This window comes from Micromonospora sp. LOL_025, from assembly GCF_048060285.1.
Classification (GTDB): domain Bacteria; phylum Actinomycetota; class Actinomycetes; order Mycobacteriales; family Micromonosporaceae; genus Micromonospora.
This window is the reverse complement of the sequence record NZ_JBHMIR010000009.1, coordinates 83393-106922: the sequence shown is the minus strand read 5'-3', so window position 1 is coordinate 106922 and position 23530 is coordinate 83393. Positions and strand designations below refer to the sequence as shown.

The following is a 23530-nucleotide window of genomic DNA, read 5'->3' as shown; positions in this document are numbered from 1 at the left end:
AGTGAGGGATCTTGAGCGGGGCATTTACGAGCACCTCATCACCCGCGAGCTGGCCACCCGCCTCCAGCACGTCGACCCCGCCCTCGTCCAGCACCACAAGCTCGACCCCGCCGATGCCCCCGACGCCCTCGCCCGTCACATCGCCGCCCTGGCCCACCGAGCCCTGCACGCCGTCCCCAGCGGCGACGACAAGCTCCACCGCCAGATCGAACTCGCCAACCGCATCGCCGACGCCATCGCCGCCGAGAGCCCTCAGGCGTCAACGGCACAGGACCAGGTGACCGACGCCAGGCACCTCCTGCACGCCATCGCCGCCCCACCCGCCCCGCCCGCGCAACCAGCCTTCCCACAACGCCCCACCACTCCGCTCTCCACCGGCGCGCTGCTGGTCAACGGCCGCCACCAGCCGCGCATCGGCCACGAGGTCACCCACGAGATGGCGTCGGCGGAGCAGGTCGACCTGCTCTGCGCGTTCATCAAGTGGTACGGCCTGCGCATCGTCGAGCCCGCCATCCGCGAGCTGATCGCCCGGGGCGGCAAGCTGCGCGTCATCACCACGACCTACCTGGGAGCGACCGACCAGCGGGCCCTCGACCGGCTCGCCGAGCTGGGCGCCGAGATCAAGGTGTCCTACGAGACCAGGACCACGCGACTGCACGCCAAGGCGTGGCTGTTTCGCCGGGGCAACGGCATGAGCACCGCGTACGTCGGATCGTCCAACCTGTCGAAGACCGCGCTGATCGACGGCGTGGAGTGGAACGTGCGCGTCTCCAACGTCGAGCAGCCGCAGGTCATCGACACGTTCACCGCCACGTTCGAGGACTACTGGAACGACCCGGCGTTCGAGGACTACGACGCCAGCAGGGATGCCGAGCGGCTGCGGAACGCCCTCAGCGGGGAGCGGCGCGAGGACTCGCCCACGCAGATCGCCAACCTGGACGTGCGGCCGTACCCGTACCAGGCGGAGATCCTCGCCGACCTGGACGCCGAGCGGCAGGTGCACGGCCGGCACCGGAACCTGGTGGTGATGGCCACTGGCACCGGCAAGACGGTCGTCGCGGCGCTGGACTTCCGGCGCCTGCACCGCAACGGCCAGGTCGACTCGCTGCTCTTCGTCGCCCACCAGGAGCAGATTCTCACCCAGAGCCTGGCGACGTTCCGGCAGGTGATGCTCGACGGCAGCTTCGGCGAAATCCTGGTGGGGGGCAAGACCCCGACCAGGTGGCGGCACGTCTTCGCCTCCATCCAGTCGCTACACCGACGGGAGATCGACCCCGAGGCGTACGACATGGTGATCGTCGACGAGTTCCACCATGCGGAGGCACCGACGTACGCCCGGCTGTTGGAGCGGCTTCGGCCGCGCGTACTGCTGGGGCTGACGGCGACCCCCGACCGGGCCGACGGTCGCGACGTGCGGCGGTGGTTCGACGGCCGGGTGGCGGTGGAGCTGCACCTGTGGGAGGCGTTGGAGCGGCAGTTGCTCGCGCCGTTCCAGTATTTCGGGCTGCACGACGACGTGGACCTGTCGCGGCTGCGCTGGAAGCGCGGCCAGGGGTACGACCTCGGCGAGCTCGACGGCCTCTACACCGGCAACGACGCGCGGGCGCGGCTGGTGCTGAAGGCGGTACGCGACACGCTCGACGTGGACCGGATGCGGGCGCTCGGGTTCTGCGTGAGCATCGCCCACGCCCGGTTCATGGCCGAGTGGTTCACCCGGTACGGCGTGCCGTCGGCGGCGGTGACCTCCCAGGTGGACCGGCCCGTGCAGCAGGACCTGCTGCGGGAGTTCAAGGCCGGCAAGCTGCGGGTGCTCTTCACCGTCGACCTGTTCAACGAGGGCGTCGACCTGCCGATGGTCGACACGATCCTGATGCTGCGGCCCACCGAGAGCGCCACGATCTTCCTCCAGCAGCTCGGCCGTGGGTTGCGCCTGGACGACGACAAGCCCTGCCTGACGGTGCTCGACTTCATCGGCGGGCAGCACGCCAACTTCCGCTTCGACCTGCGCTGGCGCGCGCTGACCGGCGTCAGCCGCCGAGAGATCAGGGATGCGGTCGAGCAGGACTTCCCGTCGCTGCCCAGCGGCTGCCACATCCAGCTGGACCCGGTCGCCCGCGACAAGGTGCTCGACAACCTGCGTACCGTCATGCCGACGTCGAAGAACGGCCTGCTGGCGGAGCTGCGGCACCTCGGGAACGTCAGCCTCGCCGGGTTCCTGCGGGAGACCGGCGTGGAGATCGAGGACGTCTACCGGTCGGCAGCCATCGGCGGGTGGACCGGGCTGCGCCGGCTCGCCGGGCTGGAGCCGTCGACGCCGGGACCGGACGACCGGGAGTTGGGCCGGGCCATCGGGCGGATGCTGCACCTCGACGACCCGGACCGGCTGGACCTGCTGGCCCGGGTGGCGGCGGGCGAGCGGCCGGACGCCGGGCGGCTGTGGGACATGCTGCACTTCGACCTGTGGGGGCCGAACGCGCCGCTGACCTCGCGGGACGAGCGGCTGGCGCGGCTCTGGGCGGAGCCGGCCCGCTGCGCCGAGCTGCGGCAGGTGGCCGAGGTGTTGCGCGAGCGGATCCACCGGGTCACGCCGCAGCCGCTGTCGGCGGAGGTGCCGCTGCGGGTGCACGCCCGCTACAGCCGCAACGAGGCGTGCGCCGCCTTCGGCATGCCGAACCCGGGATCGCTGCGCGAGGGGGTGAAGTGGCTGCCGGGCGCCCAGGCCGATCTCTTCTTCGTCACTCTGGTCAAGTCGGAGGCGCACTACTCCCCCACCACCATGTACGCCGACCGGGCCATCACCGACAGCCTGTTCCAGTGGGAGTCGCAGAGCACCACGTCGTCGGCCTCAGCGACCGGCCAGCGCTACATCCACCACAGCTCGCGCGGCTCGACCGTGCACCTGTTCGTGCGGGAGACCCGGATCGCCGATCGGGACCTGGGCGCGCCGGCCTACCTCTACGCCGGCCCGATGACCTACCGCGAGCACACCGGCGACCGGCCCATGCGGATCATCTGGCGGCTGGCACACGCCCTCCCCGCCGACGTGTACGCCACCGCCCGAACCATCGCCGCATGAGCACCCGCCGAGAGGTGCTGGACCGGCTGACCTCCCTGCGGCTGCATCAGCAGCGTGGCCGGCGCGCACCACACAAAACCGCGCCTCGGGAGGGAGTGCTCAGGCGGCGTCGGCGTTCGGAGCGAACCTGACGTCCAGTTTCATGTTGAGCGCCCGTGCGAGACGCTCCAGGACCGGCAGGGTCGGCACTGTGCCGCCCGCCTCGAACCGGGCAACGGCGGACTGCGTCATACCGGCAGACCTCGCCAACTCGCTCTGGCTCCAGCCGTATCGCTCCCGCAGATGCCGCACCTCCTGACCGAGCTCGAAGGCGATGCGCGTCGCCTCGTACGCCTCGGCGGCTCCGGGCTCCGCCATCCGGCGGTCACGCAGGTCGTTCCAGTCGACGCGATCACTCATCGCTCCGCCCCCTTGTTCACCGTGTGCCGCTCCGCCACGCATCGCTCGAACGCCCGGCGGGCTCGTTCCACCTCCCGGTCCTCCCGCATACGCGTCTTACGGAACACGGTCAGCAGGATGATCCGTCGATCGGAGGCTATCCAGTACGTCACCCGGACCGCATCGCGCTCCAGGTAGAAGCGCAGCTCTCGCAGCTTGCCGTCGAGCTGCCGGGAGTGCGGCTCGCCGAGGAGAACTCCCCTACTCCCAAGTAGGTCGATATAGAACGCCGCTCGCGCGAAGTCTGCGCTTGGCAGCCCCTCCAGCCAGTCTCGAATCTCTGGTTCCAGCTCCACGCTACCCCAGGCCATAGCATCGATGCTATGGCACCGTGATAACTCCCCTGGGCATTGCGCCCCGCATGTCCTTACGAACTGCTCTTCAGGATGCCTGTGCGGAGGCGTCCACCACCCGATTGCTGGCGATGGCCAACTCCTCGTCGGTGAAGAGCGGACGGAAGCGTGGTCGGATCACCACCGCCTCGGCGGTCAGGTCATCCGCCCTCGTTCCCAAAGCGCCGTGAACCCGTCGGAGACCAGCGGGTGGTGCAGGAGCTGCCGGCCGTGGCAAAGGCCGCCCCTTTTCCGTCGCCATCCGCAGCAGCAGGCTGGCGTGGGCGCCACGCTGGCCCGGCGGGATGGCGAGGGCGCCAACCCGGGGTGAGCGCTGCCCCTGCGCGCGGCGGATAGCATCGCGCGATGCAACCGACCTATGTGACCTTCGCCGGAAGATCGGCGGTGACCGCGAACGCCGTCCTGCGCGTCGACCGCGGCACCGCGACCGGGGGGCATCTCACGCTCGACGCCGACGGTTGCGTGGAGCTGACGTTCGACGTTGCGGCGGCGGACGCCGGCGGGGAGGCCACCCTGGGGATCGTGGCGCTCGTGTCCAGGTTGGGCGGTGCCCCCGGGTTCGCGCCGCTCGACATCACCGTCAACGACCGGTGCCTGGTGCACGGCTGGCGCATCCCGGGCGGCGGCGACCTCTTCCAGCAGATGGACTTCGTCGTACCCGCCGGCTGGTTGCGGCCGGGCGCCAACAAGCTCCGGCTCGCCACTGCCATCGACGCCCGCAGCACGCTCCGGCTCAACCGGATCACCCTCGACGCGGTGTTCGACCGGGGCCGGTCCGCGCGGGCCATAGACCAGCGCGAGGCCGAGGAGCCGGCGCTCCGGTACTCGACCCGACTCCTGCCGGCCAGGGGCCGCCGGTGGCAGCCCGGCCCGGACATCACCGTGTACGTGGACCGGGGCGAGCAGAGCCTGCTGGCCGACCTCGCCTGGGCGGACGCCTCCGGCGCGGAGTACGCGGTCACCCTCACCTCCGAGCTGGACGCCTTCTACGGCTGGTGCCGACCGGCTGGCGCGGAGCTTCCGTGTGAGATCCGGGGCAAGCTGACCGGGCGGTGGCGGGCCGATCACCCCGACGCCGCAGTGGCGAGGCGCCGCTTTCAGACGGAGGAGGGGTGGGGCGGCGGCTGGCACCGCTCGAACGAGACCGCCTTCGCGGTCGGCGCCGACTCGTTGCCGCTGACCAGGGCCAGTTGGCGGGACAAGCGCGGCAACAGCGGAACTGTCGCGTTCACCGGCCCCGGCGACGCCTTCGTGGGCACGTACCAGCGGGTGGGCGAGGGCGCCATCGGCTACCGCGGCCGCGCGCCCAAGGTGACCAAGGGCGAACAGCAGGTGTGTCTGTACGAACCCGCGTAACCCACGCCCGCCCGGCGATGGGGCCTACCTGAGGGCGTACCCGTCGCCGGAGGTCGCCGGCCCGAGTTGCGCCAGCGCCCGCTCGAGGTAGGTGTCGACGTCGGTCGCGTGGTAGACCCGCTCGCTCGCCTCGATCCCGTCGAGGAACATCGCGTACACGGCCGCCATCCGCAGCGCCGCGACCGGCCGCAGCAACTCCAGGGCCCGCTCCGGCTCGCACCCCGGCACGTCGGCCCGCCACCGCGCACACCACTCGGAGAGCACCGGGGCGGCGGCGTCGTCCGGCAGCCCTTCCGCCAGTCGCAGCGCGTCGAACGCCGGGTGCCCGACGAACGCGTCGCCCCAGTCGATGACCACGTGCCGGCCGGCGTCGGCGCGTACGTTGCCGGGGTGCAGGTCCCCGTGCACCAGCGTCGCCGGCAGCCCGCACCCGCGCACCTCGTCCAGCCGCGCCTCCAGCCCCGCCAGCAGCGACGCCACGGAGGAGGTGTCGTAGCCCGCCAGCCGGTCGCGGATCCAGGCTGGCAGGGCGTGGGCGCGCAGGTCGGGCACGCCCGCCGCGACCAGCTCCGCCGCGTCCGGGACGGACCGCAGCTGCACCGGGTGGAAGTCGGCGGCCATCGCCAGCCGCTCCTCGACGGGCGCGCCGTAGCGGTCCTCGCCGGGCACGTGCTCGATGAGCATCCGGCCGTCGCCGTCGTCGGCGAGCAGCGTCGACGTCTTCCCGGGCGCGGCCCGGCCGAGCCAGCGCAGCACCGCGGCCTCGTGCCGGAAGAACACCGGCACCTGCTTCAGCCAGGCCGTCCCGCCCGGGCCGTCGAGCCGCCAGACCGCCGAGAGGTTCCAGGTGCGCTGCTGGGCGACGGCCTCCGCCGGGCGGCCGAGCCGCCGCAACTGGGCCGTCGCCCACGCGAGGCTGCGCGCCGGTCCGCCGGGCTCGGCGTACGAAGCGCGCAGCGGATCCGTCGACAATGCGACCCGAGTCGGTACGAGCGGCGTGGCGGGGGGCGCGTCGACCTGTCCGAGGTACGTGACCGCGCCGCCCATCGGCTCCGGAGCGTCACCGGTCAGCAGGCGGAGCACGGCCACCTCGACGCCGTACCGCCGGCGGGCCTCGGCCACGACGGGGCCGACCTCCTGCCACCAGGGCGACGGGACGTCGAACGGCGGCAGGGCGCCCAGCGGGGCGCCGGCGGCATCGACCAGGACGAGGGTCACGGTTCGGGGCACGCCGGCACGCTACCGCCGGCCGCCGGACCTCGGCGAGGGGTTAACGGCGGGTCCGGGCGAGGGTGCCGACGACGGCGAGGGAGGCGACCGCCGCCCCCGCGACCACCACGGCCATCGGGACGGCGCTGCCCTCGCCGCCGAGTCCGACCAGCGGCGCGGCCATCGCTCCCACCAGCGACTGGATGGTGCCGAGCAGCGCGGCGGCCGTTCCGGCGTGGGCGGGGTGCCGGTCCAGGGCGAGCGCGGTGCCGTTCGGCATCACCATGCCGAGCGAGCCGACGAAGACGAAGAGCGCCACCGCCACCAGCGGCAGGCTGCCGAGGAGCGCGCCCACGAGCAGGACGGCGGCGGCCACCAGGCCCACGCCCAGGGGGCGCACCAGCAGCGTGCGGGGCTCGAAGCGGTCCAGCAGGCGGGCGTTGAGCTGGCCGGCGGCGACCAGGGCGAGCGCGTTGACGCCGAAGATGAGGCTGAACGCGCCGGCCGAGACGCCGAAGACGTCCTGGAAGACGAAGGACGACCCGGAGATGTAGGCGAACAGCGCGGCGAAGGCGAGGCCCTGCGCCAGCGCGTACCCGAGGAAGATCCGGTCGGTGAAGAGCGAGCGGCCGGCGGCGGCCGTGGCGGCGAGGCCGCCGGTGCTGCGCCGCGCGGCGGGCAGCGTCTCCGGCAGCCGCCACGCCACGGCGGCGGCGAGCAGCACGCCGATCACCGCGAGGGCGACGAAGACGGTACGCCAGTCGCCGAAGCGCAGCACCAGGCTGCCGAGGGCGGGCGCGGCCATCGGGGCAATGCCGAAGACCAGGGTGAGGCGGGAGAAGTACTTCGCGGCCTCGCGGCCGGAGTAGAGGTCGCGGACGACGGCGCGGGCGACCACCACGCCCATGCCGCCGGCGAAGCCCTGCGCGAGCCGCGCGGCGGCCAGGGTCTCGGCCGACGGCACGACCGCGCAGACCAGCGACAGCAGGGTGTACGCGGCGACGCCCACCAGCACGGGCCGGCGCCGCCCGAAGCGGTCGCTGAGCGGGCCGGTGACGAGTTGACCGAGGGCCATGCCGATCAGGCAGGTGGTGAGCGAGAGCTGGATCCGCGCCTGGCTGGCGGACAGGTCGCGGGTCATCTCCGGGAACGCCGGCAGGTAGGTGTCCAGGGAGAGCGGCCCGAACGCGGTGAGCGTGCCGAGCAGCGCCAGCAGCACGACGGCGGCCCGCCCGCTGGGCGCGGCGACCCGCTCGTCCGGGCGGACGGGCGGTGCGGTGGCGTGCGGCATGGCGGTCCCCTCACTGACGGCTCGGCCCGGTTAAGGTAGCTCTGACTACAGAGCTATTGCACCGACGGAGGGCCCGACTGTGACGGACGAGACGGTCGACCAGTTCGCCGGCGCGCTCGGCGACCTGCACCGGGTGCTGCGCCGCGCGGCCACCCAGCGGGCCGGCCGCACCGCCCTGCCGGACGCCCAGGTGGAGGTGCTGCGGCTGGTGCAGCGGCGGCCGGGAACCGGCGTCCGCGAGGCCGCCGAGCGGCTGGGCACCGCCCCGAACACGATCAGCACCCTCGTCGGCGAGCTGACCGCCGCCGGCCTGCTGCGCCGGGAGCGGGACCCGGCCGACCGGCGCACCGCCCGGCTGGAGCTGACCGACGCGGCCCGGGAGCGGATGGCCGCGTACGGGCGGCACCGGCGCGACCTGCTCGACGCCGCCCTGGCCGAGCTCGACGGCCCGGACCGTGAGGCGCTGCTCGCCGCCGCCCCGGCGCTGCGCCGCCTCGCCGACCGGATGACGGGCCGCACCTGAGCCACCGGAGCCGGGCCGGCCCGAGGCGTCGGCGCTACGGTGACGGTGGACGGTGCGGCTCGCGCGTGGAGGTCGTCGGGTGATGGAGCAGCGGATCAGCCTCGTGACGCTGGGCGTCGCCGACGTGGCCCGGGCGCGCGCCTTCTACGAGCGGCTCGGCTGGCGCGGCCAGGAGGTCGAGGAGACCGTCTTCTTCCAGGCCGGCGGCCTGGCGCTGGTGCTGTGGGGCCGGGAGAAGCTGGCCGCCGACGCGGGCGTGCCCGACCGGGGTGCGGACGGGTTCGGCGGGATGACGCTGGCGCAGAACGTCCGCTCCCGGGGCGAGGTCGACGACCTGCTGACGGCGGCGGCCGACGCCGGGGCGCGGGTGACCGCACCGGCGCGCGAGACCTTCTACGGCGGCTACGCCGGCTGCTTCGCCGACCCCGACGGGCACGTCTGGGAGATCGCCTGGAACCCGGGCTTCCCACTCGGCCCCGACGGCGCGCTCACCGTCCCCGACTTCGACCGGCGCGCAGAGCACGTGGAAGGCGACAGGGACACGGAGTGAGACAAGGTCGTCGCCCCGCGACTCGACCGCCTTCGGATCGGAGGGCACCGCCCGCATGCCGCACGTAGATGAGATCAACGGCGAACTACGCGCGCTGTCGGCAGGCGTCGAGCGAGCGCGAGGGCTGGCAACTGCCGCCGATTGGAGGGCGCAGGAAGTCGGCCTGCGGGCCGCGGGTGGCGGCTTCACCGCCGTGGCGGCAGGCACCGCCCGCGTACGCGACAGGATCGCGGAACTCCACGGTGCCCTGGCAGATTTCTTCGACTCGCTCACTGCGGCGGCGGAAGCCACCGCAGCCCTGCCCGCCGGGGCCACGCCCGAGGAAGCGGCTGCCGTACTGCAAACCGTGATGAGAGCGGTTGACCGGGCTCGTGACGCGGCGAGCGAGGCTATCGCCTGCATCGGAGTGGCGCAGCAGACCGCCGCCGCGATCCTGCAAGGCGGGCAGCCCGGGCCACTGATACACGCTCTGGAGAGTGTCAGGCAGGTCCTGCTACCAGTGGCGCAGCGCACCAACACCGCCCGGCAGATCGTCGAGTCGGCGATCGCCGAGGCACGACAACTCGGGGCAGCCGGGAAAATGATCGCGGTTGGTGGACCCACACCGGCAAGTCCCGTGTCTGCCGCCATCGATCCCCCGTCGCCAGCGGCTACCGGTGACGCCGCCTGCACCGGCCTCGGTTCGACTCTGTTCTGGGACAGAAGACCCAGCGGCGCCGTCGGGGGATCGCCGACGGGAGCACCGACCAGGATTCCCCCGAAGTCGGATGACGAGGTGCGACGTGCACTGGAACTGGAGAACGAGTGCGCCGAGACGATCGCCGACCGGGGTTATCGGATCCACCAGAACCCCACCAAGTTGGAGATCGCAGCAGGCCGGCTCAGCGCCGGCGACACGGGAGATCCGGACAAGACTCCGGATTACCTGATCGAAGGCCACGTGTTCGACTGTTACTCTCCGACTCCCCCGAAGACGGTCCGCGGCGTCTGGGCCGCGGTCTCGGAGAAGGTCGAGAAGGGGCAGACTCAACGCGTGGTGCTCAACCTGGAGGACTGGACCGGGGACCTCGCCGCCCTTCAGAAGCAGTTCGACGACTGGCCCGTGCCCAGACTGGAGGAACTCGTGGCGGTGCAGCGGAGCGGTGTGATCGTGCAGATCGTGCGGCGGAACTGAGGGAGTGACTGCGGATGGCTGTTGAGTTCCAGTTGATGCTGGCAGGCGAGATCGCTCTCGACGAGATGGCCCTACTCGCCGCACCGAACGCCGTCGAGACGCGCACCGCGTCCGGCAATCGCATGCTCACCTCCGCACTCAACGAGGAATGTGGATTCGTCGTTGACATCACGGGGGGCCGCCACGGTTACTACGAAGCCGAAGACGACGATGGTTCGCTGTGGGTGTGGGAGCCGGAAACGTACGTCGACATCGGCTTCTACATGCGCAAGGACGTCCTGGTCGACAGGGGGATCCCCAACGTGCTGGCGACCACTGCCCGGGTCCTGAACGAACGGACCGAGGACGCGGTCTTGTTGTTCAACCACGACCTGCTGCTGCTGACCCGCGTCGCGGGGAACTTGCGCAAACACCGTCCGACGTGGTGGAGCCACTATGCGGCGGACGATCAGATCGCCCAGCCGTAGCCGCCGCAACCGGCGGCGGGAAAGGGCCCGCACACCACCGCCGGCAGCACCGTGCAGGCTCCCGGCCGGGTCTGCGGCAGTCAGGAGGCGACCCGGCGGGGGTACGCGTCGGTCTCCCGCGCCCACTGCTCCGCGGCCACGGAGAGAGCGTCGGCGGAGACGGTGAGCGTCAGCGGGTAGACCGCGCCCGGCGGCTGCCGCCGCATCCACGGCGGCAGGGACTCGTACGCGAACTCGACGGTCAGCGCCAGCCGGCGGCGCCGCAGCACCCGGGTGCGGAAGGCCAGGTTCGGCTCGGTGAAGCGGGCCACCGCCGAGGGCTCCGCCGGGTCGCCGGTCGTCTCGGCCTGCTGCCGCAGCCAGCCCGCCAGCACGTACGCCTCGGCCACCGTCAGGCAGGGTTCGAGGTGCGACCAGGCCTGCCCGTCGGCGGTGCGGGCGTCCGTCTCGACGAGCAGCCAGTCGTCCCAGTCCGCCGCCTCGTCCGGGTCGTCCGGCGGCTCGACCCCGGGCTGGTAGCCCACGGGCCGGATCCTCACCCGGGCGCCGTCGTCGGAGCGGATCTCCATGCTGCCATCATGACCGATTCCGGGGCGCTGATGAGGCATCCACGCAGGTCAGGGCAGCCCGACGGGCAGTGCACAGGAAGGCGGGTGCCGGTCAGCGCACCGGGTCGTGGGTGCCGCGCGGCACGTCGGACCGGCAGCGGCGCACCCGGTCGGCGGCCATCCGCCCGCCGACGGCCAGCCCGTACCGCTCCACGGCGGCCAGCCCGTACGCGCTGCACGTCGGGGTGAAGCGGCACTGCCCGGGCCAGCGGTGCGACAGCCAGCGCCGGTAGCCCAGGATCGCGGCCCGCCCGGCCCGGTCCACCAGCGGTGCCCGCCCGGCGGCAGCGGTCGACGCCCGGCCGGGCGCCACGAGCCGGGCGAACAGCGCGCCGAGGGTGAGCAGGAAGGAGAAGAGCCCCAGGTCGCAGCAGGGCACGTCGCAGCTGGGCATGTTGCAGTTGCACGCGTCGCAGTTGTCGAACCAGTCCTTCTTCTTCTTGCGACGCCGGTCGCCCCTCAGGTTGATCACAGGGAACATGATGCGCCGGCCGCACCACCCACGAATTTTCGGCCGGCGCTCGGGGTGCTCAGGTCGGGGGCCGGTACGGGAAGTCCCGGATGGAGCACGGTCCGTCACGCGACGATGCTGGACGGATGACCGACACCGATGCGCGGACGTCAGCGAGAATCGTGCCTGCGGCCGCCGTCGGCGGCCCGGCGCTCCTGCTGCTCTACGGCCTGCTCCGCCTGGTCGACGGCCTCGACGGCGACCGGGGCGACGGCTGGGCCTGGAACGTCGGCCACACCTTCTTCCTCGTCGGGATCCTGCTCTTCGGCGCGCTGGTCGTCGGCCTACGCCGGCGGTTGCTCGCCACCGCGCCGCGGCGACGGGTGCTCACCGAGGCCGCGACCGCGCTGGGCCTGGTCGGGGTGGCCGCCTTCGTATGGGTCATCCTCGGCGACCTCTTCCCCGGCCTCGCCGACGCCGCGCCGCTGCCCGACCCGGCCATGGCGCTGGGGCCGCTGCTGTTCCAGGTCGGCATCCTCGTCCTGCTGGCGCAGGCAGGGACCACCCGGCCCCGACTGCTGCCGCCGTGGGTGCCCGTGCCGGTCCTGCTCGGCTTCCTGGGGATCGCCGTGAACCTGGACCTGCTGCCGCTGGCCGCCGCGCTGATCCTCGCCGGCCTGCTCCCCCTGCAACGCCTCCGCTGAGCACCCGCCCGCACCACCGGGCCACCGCACCGCCAGGCCGCCAGGCCACCAGGCCACCGCACCACTGGGCCGCCCGGCGGCCACACCGCCGGGCCACCGCCCCGCTGGGCGCCCGGAGCCCCGCCGGGCGGGACATCCGGGTCGGGGCAGGGCGGACGATCAGCGCCAGACCGTGCGGCGCACCCCGTCGTGCGCGGCGCAGGCGTCGCGTCGCCCGCCGGTGAGGCTGACCGCGCCGTCGCGGCACTGCACCAGGTAGCCCCGACCGGCCCAGAACTCGGGCGCGCAGTCGAACCAGTCGCAGATCTCGACCGCCGGCCGGCGGATGCGGTCGCCGCCGCAGAAGTCGTACCCCATCGGGTTGGCGGGGGCGCCGCAGAGCCGCTCGCGGGCGGGTGTCGGCGAGGGCGAGGCGGTGCGTCGCGGCTTCGACGCGGCCGGCGACGCCTTCACCGGGGCGGCCGGCAGGGCGACCGGCGGGACGGCGGCGTCCGGCGCGAGGGTGGCGGCGACGGCGGCCTCGGAGCCGGTCGGATCGGCGGGGTCGGTGTCCAGCAGCGCGGCCGGCACCAGCAGGGCGATGCCGGCGGCGACGGCCACGGTGCGCCGGCCGCCGGGCACGAACGCGAAGGGCTGGGCCTGCGCCGGGGTGGCGATCAGCGGCCGGAACGGCTTGAGCTGCGCGTGCTCGGCGATCGCCTCGTCGAGCTGGTCGAGCACCGCGCCGCGCTGCTCGATGGCGTCGGCGAAGGCCAGGGTCAGCTTGAACCGGAAGTCGGCGGCGACGTCGGCCGGGAGCATCAGGCCGGAGGTGCGCCGCCGGTCCAGCACCTGCATGAGGGTGACCGGCGCGTGCGGGTCGTGGGCGAGGCCGGTCATCTTCCCGTACGCCCAGTCGCGCCGGCCGCGACCGCCGAGCAGCACGAGCCGGCGGTTGGTGATCACCGCCATGCCGGCGTCGGCGACCCGGACGCCGTCCGGCCGGCGGGGGCGCGGCGGCGCGGCCACCGGAGCGACCGTCAGGTCGGGCGCGGGCAGCACGGTGGTGTGTCGCACCTCCACCAGCTGCGCGGCCGGCAGCACCCAGAACACCACCTCGTCGGGCGCGAGCTCCAGGGCCAGGCCGGCGCCCGCCGCGGCCGAGCCCTGGAACTGCTCGGCGAGGGTACGCAGGCGGCGCAGTTCGTCGTCGCGTCGTCGCCATGCCCTGTCGGCGCTGCGGAACTCCCGCCGCCGCCGTTCGTTCTGCCGGTGCACCCACCGGTACCGCCACGTGGAACCCGTCGAATCAGTCCTTGCCACGCCGACTCCTTCGCCGCGCAGGCCACCAACCGGGGTGTCACAGCTGTCAACTGTGACAACGGCCGGCGGGGACACGCCGCAACGGGCAAAATACCCGAACGACGGGCGAAAACGGACGATAGGTGGATTTCGCCGAGTCGTTTCGCATCAGTCGGGCGTGTCCGACGGCGCGCCCACCGCACCGGACAGCAGCAACCCGGCCCGCCGGGTACCGGTGGAGATCTTGGTACCGAAGGGCCTTTGGAGGGGCCGTTTCTCGCCAAGATCTGCAAGGTGGCCGGCGCGCGGACGCGAGAGTGGGCACCGACGGGGTGTGGCCCGCCGTGCCCGGCGCAGGGATCAAGCCTGACCGCCCGGAGCCGGGTACGGCGGGCCACACCCCCACCACGACGAACCGCAACCACCCCGACGCAGCCCAGCCACCCAACGCGCCGCAGGCACCCACCGTCCCGCAACCACCCCAGGCCCCGCACCCCGAAGCGCACCACCCCGGACCGCGCACCCGTGAACGCGGTCGCGCCCGCCCGGTCGCGGTGACCGGACGGGCGCGACGGACAGGCGCGACGGGACGGCGGGTCAGTGGCGGCGGCCCTCTCCCACCCAGTAGGTGCGCAGGTTCGGGTCGGCCTTGATCTGCGCCTCCGTGTACTTGATGGTGTCCCAGCCCTTGCCCGAGTAGAGCCGGGTCTGGTCGCCGTACCAGGGTGAGTTCGGGTTGGCCGACTGGGAGTAGGTGAGGATCTGCCGCCCCGAGGGCCCGTCGCGGCCCAGCTCGACGGCCATCACGAAGGACGAGCCGTGCACCACCTTCGGGTAGCCCACGCCGGGCGCCAGCGGACTGACGATCATGTTGAACACGCCGGCCTCGGCGCGTCCGCCGTGGATCGGGATGCGCCGGTCGCCGCGCGGCTCGGTCTGGATGTCGCCCAGCCGCGCGTCGAGCGGAATGCCGGCGAGCTTGCGGACCGCGTCGGCGAGCGCGGTGAGCACGCGCGGGTCGGCGGTGTTCAGCCGGCTCGGGGTACGCACCGGGTCGGCGGCGTCGAAGGCGTCGGCGAACCGGATGCCGCCCGACAGGGCGAACTCGGTGAACAGGTGCGCGCCCCGGCTGTCCAGGTCGACGCGCAGGTCCCAGCCCTTCAGCGCCGCGCACGCCCCGCGCAGGTCGACGGTCGTCCCGTCCGAAGCGGTCGCGGTGGGGTGCGCGGCGCACAGCGCCACCAGGTCGTCGCGGAGCAGTTCGCCGCCGTACGCGCGGTTGCCGAAGACCGTCTGCCAGAGCCGGGACGTGGTGTAGCCGCGCCCGGGCAGCCCGTCGGTGCCGGCGAGCCGCTCCCGCACCTGCTCCACGCCCAGTCGGGTACGCAGGCTGCGCTCCCTGCGCTCGTTGCCGATGATGCGCGGGTAGCCCTCCAGCGGCGCCTCCGGGTTGGCCAGCCAGTGGCTGTCGTTGGAGTTGGTCACGTAGTCGGCGCGGAACCGGATCGGCAGGTTGGCCGGACCGAGGATGCCGGGCACCGCAGCGTCGCGGTCGCGGCCCAGCGCACAGGCCGACCGGGAGCCGTCGAGGACGGCCTGGCCGCTGGAGGCGTAGAGCGGCTGGAACGGCGCGGGGATGCAGGCGGCCGCCAGCTCGTCGGTGACCCGGGGCACCACCGAGTGGTCGGCGTAGAGCGCCTCGCCACGGGCGTCGGCGGCGATCACGTTCACCCAGGGCAGGAACTGGTGCCGGTCGAGGACCTGCTTCAGCTCGCGGACCGTCTTCGCCCGGCCCATCTGGAGCCAGCCGTCGAAGGCCCGGTTGTTTGTCGCGTTGACGTCGGTGATCGCGTACGCGGCGGTGGTGGTCCAGTCGAAGGTGCCGGGGACGACGACCACCGGACCGAAGTGGGTGTCGTGGAAGGTGCGGCTGACCGGCACGGTGCCGCCACCCGGGGCGGGCACCCGGACGGTGACCGTGCGGGTGGTCATCTTCCGGGCCCGGCCGTCCACGTAGTAAGAGGTGGGGTCGCCGGGGACCAGCGCGAGCCGGTGCCAGACGAAGCGCCGGGCGGTGGAGACGGTGTGGCTCCAGGCGAGCGTGCGGTTGTGCCCGATCTCGATGATCGGGTCGCCGACCAGCGCCGCGCCCGCCACGTCGTAGCGGCCCGGGACCTTCAGGTGCATCCGGTAGAAGCGTTCCGCGCCCTCCCACGGGAAGTGCGGGTTGGCCAGCACCATCCCGCCGCCGTGCGTGGTGGCCCGCGCGCCCAGCCCGTACGCGTTGCTGCCGACTCCGGCGGGCGCACCGTCGCGGGCGGCGAGGACCGCCGCGGCGCCCGGCGCGTCGAGGGCGGCGGCCGGGCCGGTGGCCGTGGGCGGGACGGCGGCGACGATCCCGTCGAGCACCGCCCGCGAGCCGGCCCGGACCATGCTGGCCCAGCTCGCGCGCCACATGTCCAGCTCGGTCAGGGGACGCACCCACGGCTTGCCCCGGCAGGCCGGGTCGGTGAGGTTCGCCGCGCCGGTGCGGCGCAGATAGTTGTTGTAACCGGCGACGAAGCCGCGGATCTGGTCCCGGACCTCGTCGGACGGGGAGTGCACGCCGTCGCGGGGCCCGCGCAGCAGCCGCTCCGCCGTGCCGTCGTCGATCGCCTTGCGGTGGAACAGGTCGCTGCGGACGTTCGCGTCCGTCGGGCCCGCCGCTCCGAAGTAGCGGGACCGTTCGGCGTTGACCGTGACGACCTTCTCCGCGATGACGCAGATGTTGTCCTCGGCCTGGACGTGGCCGACGCCGAAGCCGAGGCTGGCGAAGGTGCGGGCGGTGATGTGCGGGACGCCGTACGACGCCCGGCGGATCTCCGCCGAGTAGCCGCCGTCACGGTGCCGCGCGGCGGCCGGCGGAACGCCGGCGACCGCGGTGGTGGCGACCGTGGCGAGGGCGGTGACCAGTGCGCAGAGCGGCCTTGGCCTCATCGGGACTTCCTCCCGTCCGGTGGACGTGTGAGAAGTTCACACGACCGGCATTCTCGCCGGGCGCGGGCGTGCCGAGGAAGACCCGACCGGGAAACCGGGTTGTTCCCCCTACGGACCACCCGGACGCTGGGTAACGTCGGCGGCACCCGGGGTCGACGAGGGGGTGGGACCGGTGGGCGAACCGCTCCGCCCGGTGGTGATCGGCGTCGACATCGGCACCACCAGCACCAAGGCGGTCGCGTACGACGTGGACGGTGCCCAGCTCGCCCACCACTCGGTCGGCTACCCGCTCGACGAGCCGCACCCCGGCTACGCGGAGCAGGACGCGCGGCACATCCACGCGGCGGTGCTGGAGTCGGTGCGCACGGTCGTGGCGGAGCTGGACCGGCCGGTCGCCGGGCTCTCCTTCGGCACGGCGATGCACAGCCTGATCGGCCTGGACCCGGACGGTCACCCGCTCACCCCGTCGGTCACCTGGGCCGACTCGCGGGCCAGCCGGCAGGCCGAGCGGCTGCGCGCGGTCCCGTCCGGGCTGGCGCTGCACCGCCGCACCGGCACCCCGGTCCACCCGATGGCGCCGCTGCCCAAGCTGCTCTGGTTCGCCGAGCAGGAGCCGGTGCTGTTCGGGCGGGTGGCGTACTGGGTGGGCATCAAGGACTGGGTGCTGCTGCGGCTGTGCGACGCACTGGTGACCGACCACTCGGTCGCCTCCGCCACCGGGCTGATGGACCTGCGCCAGCTCTCCTGGGACGAGGAGGCGCTCGGGATCGCCGGGATCACCGCCGAGCAGTTGCCGGAGCTGGTCCCCACCACCACCGTGCTGCCCGGCCTCACCGCCGAGGCCGCCGCGGCGACGGGCCTGCCCCGGGACACGAAGGTGGTCGTCGGCGCCGGGGACGGTCCGCTGGCCAACCTCGGGCTCGGGGCGGTCGCCCCGGGCGTGATGGCCTGCACGATCGGCACCAGCGGCGCGATGCGGGTGATGGTGGAAGACCCCGGCGTCGACCCGCTCGGCGGGGTCTTCTGCTACGCGCTGACCGAGCACCGCTGGGTGGTCGGCGGGGCGATCAACAACGGCGGCGTCGTGCTGGAGTGGACCGGCGAGGCGCTCGCTCCCGAACTGGGTGAGGACGCCGAGGAGGAGCTGCTGGCGCAGGCCGCCCGGGCGCCGGTCGGCTCCGGCGGTCTGATCATGCTGCCGTACCTGCTCAGCGAGCGCGCCCCGCACTGGAGCGCGCTGCCGCGCGGCGCGTACGTGGGGCTGACCAACGGGCACCGCCGGGCGCACCTGGTGCGGGCCGCGCTGGAGGGCGTCTGCCAGCAGTTGGCGCTGGTGCTGGCCTCGGTGCGGGCCGCCGGCAACGAGGTCCGGGAGATCCGCGCCAGCGGCGGCTTCGCGCGCAGCCCGCTGTGGCGGCAGATGCTGGCCGACGTGCTCGGCGTGCCGGTGCACTTCCCCGTCACGCGGGAGGGCTCCGGCTTCGGCGCGGCGCTGCTCGGCATGGAGGCGCTTGGGCTGATCCCCTCCATCGACGTCGCCGCCCACCTGGTGCGCATCGAGGAGACGGCACGCCCGGATCCGGCCGCCGCCGCCACGTACGCCGCCCTGCTGCCGCTCTTCGCCGGGCTCTACGACGCGCTGATCCCCACGTTCACCTCGCTGCGCCGCCTCGCCCCGGGCCTGCCGCCGACACCGGCACCACCGACGCGGTAGGGCGCCGCCCGGACGGTTGGCGCGCGGCGCCGACACCGGCTCGGGCATCGCCGGCACCGGTGCCCCCGGGGCCCGCCGGCCGGCGTGCCGCCCGGCGGGGCCCGTCAGGGGGCCTCGACCCCGGAGATGAGGTAGCGGTGCACCTCCGCGCCGCGGATCGCCACCGCCTGCTCCTCGGCGGGGCCGGCGCCCCGGAAGTCGAGCAGTTGCTCCTCGGACTCCCAGCGCTCGTACACGTTGATCCGGCCCGGCTCGACGAGGTCCGCGCCGATCGCGAAGTCGACGCAGCCCGGCGCGGACCGCGCCTGCCGGACGACCGCCACGCAGTCGGCCAGGTAGGCGTCCCGCTGGTCCGGGTCGACGTAGAGACTGCCGGCGACGATGAGCACTGCTGACCTCCGGGGGCGGCGCGCCTCAGGCGCGGGTGATGGCGTTGGCGTGGATGGCCTCGCCCAGGTACGCGGCCATCCCCGGCCTGATCCTCTCGAAGTACGCGGTGAACCGCTCGTCCGCCACGTACATGTCGGCCAGTCCGGTGTGGATCTCGTACGAGCACTCGTAGAACCAGCGGCTGATCAGCTGCCGGTGCTCCTCGGCCAGGTCCATCGCCGCCGGGCTGTCCGCCGGCGCGCCGGAGGACATCACCTCGGCCAACCGCCGCCCCCAGTCCTCGTTCTCCGCCCTGTTCCGCAGCCAGTCGTCCTTCGTGTAACGCGACACGCGCCGGTTCGACTCCCGGTACGCCTCGCTGCCGCCCCAGCGCCGCTCGGCCTCCTCGGCGTGCGCGTCCGGGTCGAAGTCGCCGAAGACCTCGAACCGCTCCTGCGGGGTGAGTCCGATGTTCAACCTGCTCGCCTCCATCGCGAACTCGATCGCCGCGACCATCTCCTGGAGCCGCCCGATCCGTACGGTCAGCAGCTCGTGCTGGCGGCGCAGGTGCGCCGCCGGGTCGCTCGCCGGGTCGTCGAGGATCGCGGCGATCTCCTCCAGCGGGAACCCCAGCTCCCGGTAGTAGCGGATGTGCTGCAACCGCTCCAGGTCGGCGTCGTCGTAGCGCCGGTAGCCCGCGCCGCTGCGCCCGCCGGGCGAGAGCAGTCCGATCTCGTCGTAGTGGTGCAGCGTCCGCACGGTCACGCCGGCCGCCTTCGCCACCTGCCCCACCGTGTATGCCATGGTTTCCCTCCCTTCCGCCAACCAGGCTCCCGCCTGCCGTTACGTGAGGGTCAAGCCCGATTCTGAGACCCACGCCACGCGGTTGGCCGGCGTTCGGTCGGTACCGCCCGAACGCGGTGGGCCGCCCGGTCTCCGGGCGGCCCACACGGTCATCACGTCAGATCGTCAGCGCCTCACCAACGGCGGGTGCTGTCCGGCCACGCGTCGTAGGGCACGGCCGACAGGATCGGGTCCCACCCGGTGCTGGCGGGGCCCGTCGGCGCGTAGGCGGTCACGTCGGTGCCGCTGCCGTTCAAGGGGCTGGCGTCCAGGTAGCCGGTGACCACGCCGTTGGCGTCCCGCCGGTAGTAGTGGCCTCCGCCGGGGGAGAAGATCGAGGTCATGTTGCTCCAGCCGGTGGTGACCAGGTCCTGCCGGTGCCACACGTCGTTGGCGTCGACGTCGTACGCCACCAGGATGCTGCCGGCCGTGGCGATGAGCCGGTTCTTGCCGGTGGCGCCCAGCGTGGGCAGGCTGAACCCGGTGGCCGGATCGCCGTTGCCGTCGTACACCGGCCAGCTGGGGAAGTCGCCCGGCCCCGGCTTGGCCTTGGTCACCTTGTAGCGGCGCAGGAAGCCGTTGGCCGTGCCGAAGAGGCCGCCGTTGCCGTCGTGGACCAGCCGGTCATGGGTCCACCCGCTGGTGGCGATCGGCGCCGACACGGTGAAGGCCAGCGGCTCGTGGCTGGTGACGTCCACCCGGTAGAGGTGCGCGTTGGTGCCGGTCATCACGATGGTGTCCGAATTGAGGGTGGCCATCGCCTTCGGGGTGAAGCCGAGGGTCTGCGCCGAGACGGTGCTGACCTTCTTCGCCCCGGTCACCGGATCGAGCGCGGTGTACGACAGGCGGCCGTCGGGCTTGGCGCCGAAGACCGAGACGAGCCCGGCCCAGGGGCGGGCGGAGAGCAGCACCTGGTTCCAGCCGGAGGTACTGACCGGGTCGGTGGGGAAGCTCTGGATATCGGTGCCGCTGCCGTCTACGGGGTTCGCGTCGCGGTAGCGGTCCAGCCGGCCGGTGGAGCTGCGGGCGTAGTAGAAGCCGCCGCCGGGCGAGACGAGGTGCGTCGGGGCAGCCCAGCCCGTGGTGGCCAGCGTGCTGACGGTCCACCCACCCGGGCCGTCCCCGTAGACGCGGTAGGAGAGCAGCCGGCCGTCGGAGACCGTGCCGAGGATCCGTCCGGGGGCCGGCGAGGTGATGGTCTTCTGGCCGAAGCCGGAGGAGACCGCCGTCGCCCGGGTGAGATCCGCCCCGGTCGGCTTGGCGCTGGTGATCGTGCGCCGGTAGAGGTGGTTGGTGCTCCCGTTGATGTAGTAGAGGGAGCCGTAGCCGTCGTAGGCCAGCCGGTCGTGCGGCGACCACCCGGCGGCGATGCTCGTCGTGGTGAAGGTCAGCGGGTCGTGTCCGGTGACGTCCACCCGGTACAGGGTGCCACCGGTGTCGCTGATCAGGATCGTGTTCTCGTTGAGCGTCGCCATCGCCTTGGGCGTGAAGCCGAGGGTTGCGGTCGACTGCCGGTTGGCCCGCAGGTCGCCGGTGGCGGAGTCGATGACGCTGTAGGTGAGCTGTCCGCTGGCGAGGACACCGAAGATCTGCACGTCGGCGACCTGCTCACGGACCCAGGGGCCGAGGTCGTCCACGCGGCTGGCGGTGGCGCCGTCGCGGGTCTCGGTTTCGCCCAGGCAGCCCTTCTGCCAGGACGTGGCAGCGACGGCGACCAACTCGACGGTGCCGGCGTCATCGCGGAACGCCGGGCCGCCGGCGTCGCCCTTGCAGAGGGTGGCGCCGGCCGACGCGCCGACCAGCCCGACGGATCCGCCGGTCACGTCCTGGACGGTGAAGGATCCCTGGTGCAGCCGGTTGGGCACCCACTCCGTGGCGGTGCGGCCGTAGCCGGTGACCCGTAGGGTCTCGGCGGCGGTCGGCGCGGTGGTGGCGAGCGCGACCGTGGGCACGCCGGTGGCCGGGGCGGAGAGCCGCGCCAGTGCGAGGTTGCGGCCCGGGTGGGGCACGACGTGGGTGACGCGGCGGTGCACTCCGGACGTGGTCGTGAGGTCCGTGCGGCCGACGAGCGCGGTGGTCGCCCGGGCGGGCGCGCCGGTGACGGTCGGATTGGTGCCGTCGGCAAAGCAGGACTTCGCCGTCACCAACCAGTTCGGGTCGATGAGCGCGCCGGAGCAGGCGCGGACGTCACCGAAGGTGATCTTGGCGTTGAAGAGGTAGCTGCCGTCCGGGACCGGATCGGCGGCGGCGATGGCCGAGGCGGAGCCCCCGCCCAACAGTCCGGCCGCGAGGGTGGCGCCCAGCAGGGCGGCGCCCCATCGGCGTACGCGACGAGATGACAAAGTGGTCCCCCGTGTCTCTAGGTGTCATCCGGGCCGAACAGGCGGCTCGGATCGCGCGCATGCTATCGAGCCGCGTACATGACCCGGGGGCCCCACTCGCAAAGCCTCCACCAGGGACATATGGCATTGAATCGGCCAGTATCCGGGGCGGTGCGTCAGCGTCGACGGGCCTTCAGGACCACTCCTCCATCGGGTCGCCGTCCCGCCCCGAGCCGGCCGGTCCGGCGTCGTCCGCCGGGACGGCGGCGACCGGCGGTCCGCCGTGCGTCCAGGGCGTCTCGTCGACCGCTGGGAACGCCCCCGCCGGCATGAACGCGTCCGACAGGGTGGTGTAGCAGAGCCGCTCCCCCACCTCGGGCACGCTGCCCGGCGGCGCGGTCAGGCCCCGGCCCATCCCCCCGGAGAGCTCCAGCACCACCTCGGTCTTGCCGTCCGCCGCCGGGGTGACGAAGACCACCCGGGCCTTCTGTGCCGGCCGGGCCGGCGAGTACAGCGTCGCGCCGACCGGCACGAGCACCGGCTCGGTGGTGACCAGCTGGATCCGGGGGCGCAGCACCGGCCGCTTGCCGGTGTCGTCCACCCGCTTCGGGTCCGCCAGGGTCACCTCGCCGACGAACGCCTCACCGGTCAGCCGGTGCTCCGCCATCACCAGCGGGTCGTCGTAGGCGCGCTGCACCGCGTAGGAGGTCAGGGCCCGTTCCAGCCGGTGCAGCCGCTGGGCGGCGGCGACCGCCCCGTCCCGGCGGGGTTGCGGCGCGCCGCCCGCGTCGACGTGTTCGGCGTAGCCGGTGAAAACGTCCTTGTCGCCGTCCCACCGGCCGGCCACCCGGGCGCCCGGGGGCAGGCCGCGCAGCAGCCCCACGCCGCGCCACATCAGCTCCCAGGTGGGCGCGAGCTGGTCGCGCAGCAGTCGTTCCAGCTCCGCGTACGCCCCGGCGCGCGCGACCGGGTCGTCCTCGGCGTCGGTGTACGCGGCGATGGCCGGGGCGAGCCACCGGTTGTCGAAGTCCGGGTCGGTGGCCGGGCCGGCGGGCGGGCAGATCGCCGGGTCCTCGGCCCGGGCCGCCGCCTCGGCGCCGGTGAGCCCGGCGGGCGGGTCGATCCAGCCGAGCAGCGCCGGCAGGTGCAGGTCCTCGACCACGCTCTGCCCGGTGGCCCAGTGCAGGGCCAGCGCGTCGGTCATCGCCACCAGCGCCGACGAGCCGGGGTGCTCGGCCCGCTCGGCGAAGAACGTCAGCCAGCGCCCGAGCACCGGCACCGACGGTTGCACCGGATACTCCCCGTCGGGGCGGCGGAAGCGGGTGGAGCGGCCGAGCAGCCGCAGGAAGGTGATCCCGGCGGGGTTCGGCACCAGCAGCTGCGGAGCGTCGACGTGGCGGTAGCGCACGTCCCGGCCCCGGTCGACCGGCACCGCCTCGGAGACGCCCCGGAACCCGTCCAGGTACGGCAGCACGATCCCGGCCAGCTCGGCGGCGAACGCGAACCGCTGGTCGCGGTTACGGGGCTGCGGCACGATCAGCAGCCGCGCCGCGTCCGGGGCGTCGCCGACCAGCGCCGCCAGCGGCGCGTTGGCCTCGCCGGCCATCGCCAGCGGCACCAGCACCAGCGGTCGCTCGGCCAGGTGCAGGTGCCGGACGGTGGCCACCGGCTGGGCCACCCCGGCGGCGAGCGCCTGGGCCCGGGCCAGCGCGCGCAGCGTGCTCACGCCGACCTGCCCGCACGGCCGGCGGCGGCTGGTGGCCGCGCCGCTCGCCCCGGCCTCGCGAGTGAACCGGCGCGGGGCGGCGAGGGGTCGGCCGGGTGGT

At 73.5% G+C, this 23530-nt stretch carries 20 protein-coding genes and 1 pseudogene; 9 read left to right on the top strand and 12 right to left on the bottom strand.

Annotated features, from left to right (window positions below):
• Nucleotide 1: 1 nt before the first annotated feature.
• Complete coding sequence (locus ACFHW0_RS14580) at nt 2-3076, top strand: DUF3427 domain-containing protein (protein WP_416607859.1); 3075 nt, start codon at nt 2-4, stop codon at nt 3074-3076.
• A 99-nt stretch (nt 3077-3175) separates the two neighbouring features.
• Here ACFHW0_RS14580 and ACFHW0_RS14575 read toward each other — a convergent pair whose 3' ends face one another.
• Both ACFHW0_RS14575 and ACFHW0_RS14570 read right to left on the bottom strand, forming a co-directional pair.
• Nucleotides 3176-3475, bottom strand: a complete 300-nt coding sequence (locus ACFHW0_RS14575; protein ID WP_416607858.1) for a helix-turn-helix domain-containing protein — start codon at nt 3473-3475, stop codon at nt 3176-3178.
• The gene (locus ACFHW0_RS14570) at nt 3472-3825 is read right to left on the bottom strand and encodes a type II toxin-antitoxin system RelE/ParE family toxin (RefSeq protein ID WP_358115694.1); all 354 of its coding nucleotides are present in this window, start codon (nt 3823-3825) and stop codon (nt 3472-3474) included. Before ACFHW0_RS14570 ends, ACFHW0_RS14575 begins: the two co-directional genes overlap by 4 nt.
• A 387-nt stretch (nt 3826-4212) precedes the next feature.
• Here ACFHW0_RS14570 and ACFHW0_RS14565 point away from each other — a divergent pair, with 387 nt between their 5' ends.
• Nucleotides 4213-5223, top strand: coding sequence for a hypothetical protein (locus ACFHW0_RS14565; RefSeq protein ID WP_416607855.1), 1011 nt, complete (start codon nt 4213-4215; stop codon nt 5221-5223).
• Nucleotides 5224-5247: 24 nt separating this feature from the next.
• Here the strand turns inward: ACFHW0_RS14565 and ACFHW0_RS14560 are convergent, their stop codons facing one another.
• Together ACFHW0_RS14560 and ACFHW0_RS14555 are read right to left on the bottom strand one after the other, a co-directional pair.
• A complete protein-coding gene (locus ACFHW0_RS14560; protein WP_416607854.1) occupies nt 5248-6453 on the bottom strand; it encodes an aminoglycoside phosphotransferase family protein in 1206 nt (401 codons plus the stop codon).
• Nucleotides 6454-6493: 40 nt separating this feature from the next.
• A complete protein-coding gene (locus ACFHW0_RS14555) occupies nt 6494-7723 on the bottom strand; it encodes a multidrug effflux MFS transporter (protein ID WP_416607852.1) in 1230 nt (409 codons plus the stop codon).
• A gap of 79 nt (nt 7724-7802) precedes the next feature.
• Here ACFHW0_RS14555 and ACFHW0_RS14550 point away from each other — a divergent pair, with 79 nt between their 5' ends.
• From ACFHW0_RS14550 to ACFHW0_RS14530, 5 genes and pseudogenes are all read left to right on the top strand, one after another.
• Nucleotides 7803-8246: a MarR family winged helix-turn-helix transcriptional regulator gene (locus ACFHW0_RS14550; protein WP_416607851.1), complete on the top strand. Its 444-nt coding sequence runs from the start codon at nt 7803-7805 to the stop codon at nt 8244-8246.
• 82 nt (nt 8247-8328) lie between these two features.
• Nucleotides 8329-8796 (top strand): VOC family protein, encoded by a 468-nt coding sequence (locus ACFHW0_RS14545; protein WP_416607849.1) that lies wholly within the window; start codon nt 8329-8331, stop codon nt 8794-8796.
• Between the two features lie 55 nt (nt 8797-8851).
• Nucleotides 8852-9352 (top strand): annotated as a pseudogene (locus tag ACFHW0_RS14540) (DUF6244 family protein); the annotation flags it as partial.
• 219 nt (nt 9353-9571) lie between these two features.
• Nucleotides 9572-9970, top strand: coding sequence for a hypothetical protein (locus tag ACFHW0_RS14535; RefSeq protein WP_416608141.1), 399 nt, complete (start codon nt 9572-9574; stop codon nt 9968-9970).
• Nucleotides 9971-9984: 14 nt separating this feature from the next.
• Nucleotides 9985-10437 (top strand): SitI3 family protein, encoded by a 453-nt coding sequence (locus ACFHW0_RS14530; RefSeq protein ID WP_416607847.1) that lies wholly within the window; start codon nt 9985-9987, stop codon nt 10435-10437.
• An 80-nt stretch (nt 10438-10517) separates the two neighbouring features.
• Here ACFHW0_RS14530 and ACFHW0_RS14525 read toward each other — a convergent pair whose 3' ends face one another.
• Nucleotides 10518-11006, bottom strand: a complete 489-nt coding sequence (locus tag ACFHW0_RS14525) for a hypothetical protein (protein WP_416607845.1) — start codon at nt 11004-11006, stop codon at nt 10518-10520.
• 91 nt (nt 11007-11097) lie between these two features.
• Nucleotides 11098-11526 carry a membrane protein insertion efficiency factor YidD gene (yidD, locus tag ACFHW0_RS14520; protein WP_416607844.1) on the bottom strand — a complete coding sequence of 143 codons (429 nt, stop codon included), beginning with the start codon at nt 11524-11526 and terminating at the stop codon, nt 11098-11100.
• A 116-nt stretch (nt 11527-11642) separates the two neighbouring features.
• Between yidD and ACFHW0_RS14515 the strand changes: the two genes are divergently transcribed.
• Nucleotides 11643-12200 carry a hypothetical protein gene (locus ACFHW0_RS14515; protein ID WP_416607842.1) on the top strand — a complete coding sequence of 186 codons (558 nt, stop codon included), beginning with the start codon at nt 11643-11645 and terminating at the stop codon, nt 12198-12200.
• A 159-nt stretch (nt 12201-12359) separates the two neighbouring features.
• Here the strand turns inward: ACFHW0_RS14515 and ACFHW0_RS14510 are convergent, their stop codons facing one another.
• Nucleotides 12360-13502, bottom strand: a complete 1143-nt coding sequence (locus ACFHW0_RS14510; RefSeq protein ID WP_416607841.1) for a hypothetical protein — start codon at nt 13500-13502, stop codon at nt 12360-12362.
• 576 nt (nt 13503-14078) lie between these two features.
• On the bottom strand, nt 14079-16457 hold the full coding sequence (locus ACFHW0_RS14505) for an acylase (RefSeq protein ID WP_416607839.1): 2379 nt from the start codon (nt 16455-16457) through the stop codon (nt 14079-14081).
• A gap of 172 nt (nt 16458-16629) precedes the next feature.
• On the opposite strand from ACFHW0_RS14505, the gene ACFHW0_RS14500 reads away from it, so the two are divergent.
• On the top strand, nt 16630-18171 hold the full coding sequence (locus ACFHW0_RS14500) for a gluconokinase (RefSeq protein WP_416607837.1): 1542 nt from the start codon (nt 16630-16632) through the stop codon (nt 18169-18171).
• Between the two features lie 104 nt (nt 18172-18275).
• Here the strand turns inward: ACFHW0_RS14500 and ACFHW0_RS14495 are convergent, their stop codons facing one another.
• From ACFHW0_RS14495 to ACFHW0_RS14480, 4 genes are all read right to left on the bottom strand, one after another.
• Nucleotides 18276-18560, bottom strand: a complete 285-nt coding sequence (locus ACFHW0_RS14495; protein ID WP_416607836.1) for a putative quinol monooxygenase — start codon at nt 18558-18560, stop codon at nt 18276-18278.
• A 25-nt stretch (nt 18561-18585) separates the two neighbouring features.
• Nucleotides 18586-19344: a MerR family transcriptional regulator gene (locus tag ACFHW0_RS14490; RefSeq protein ID WP_416607834.1), complete on the bottom strand. Its 759-nt coding sequence runs from the start codon at nt 19342-19344 to the stop codon at nt 18586-18588.
• 173 nt (nt 19345-19517) lie between these two features.
• Nucleotides 19518-21725, bottom strand: a complete 2208-nt coding sequence (locus ACFHW0_RS14485) for a tachylectin-related carbohydrate-binding protein (RefSeq protein ID WP_416607832.1) — start codon at nt 21723-21725, stop codon at nt 19518-19520.
• A gap of 172 nt (nt 21726-21897) precedes the next feature.
• The gene (locus ACFHW0_RS14480; protein WP_416607830.1) at nt 21898-23430 is read right to left on the bottom strand and encodes a hypothetical protein; all 1533 of its coding nucleotides are present in this window, start codon (nt 23428-23430) and stop codon (nt 21898-21900) included.
• Nucleotides 23431-23530: the final 100 nt, after the last annotated feature.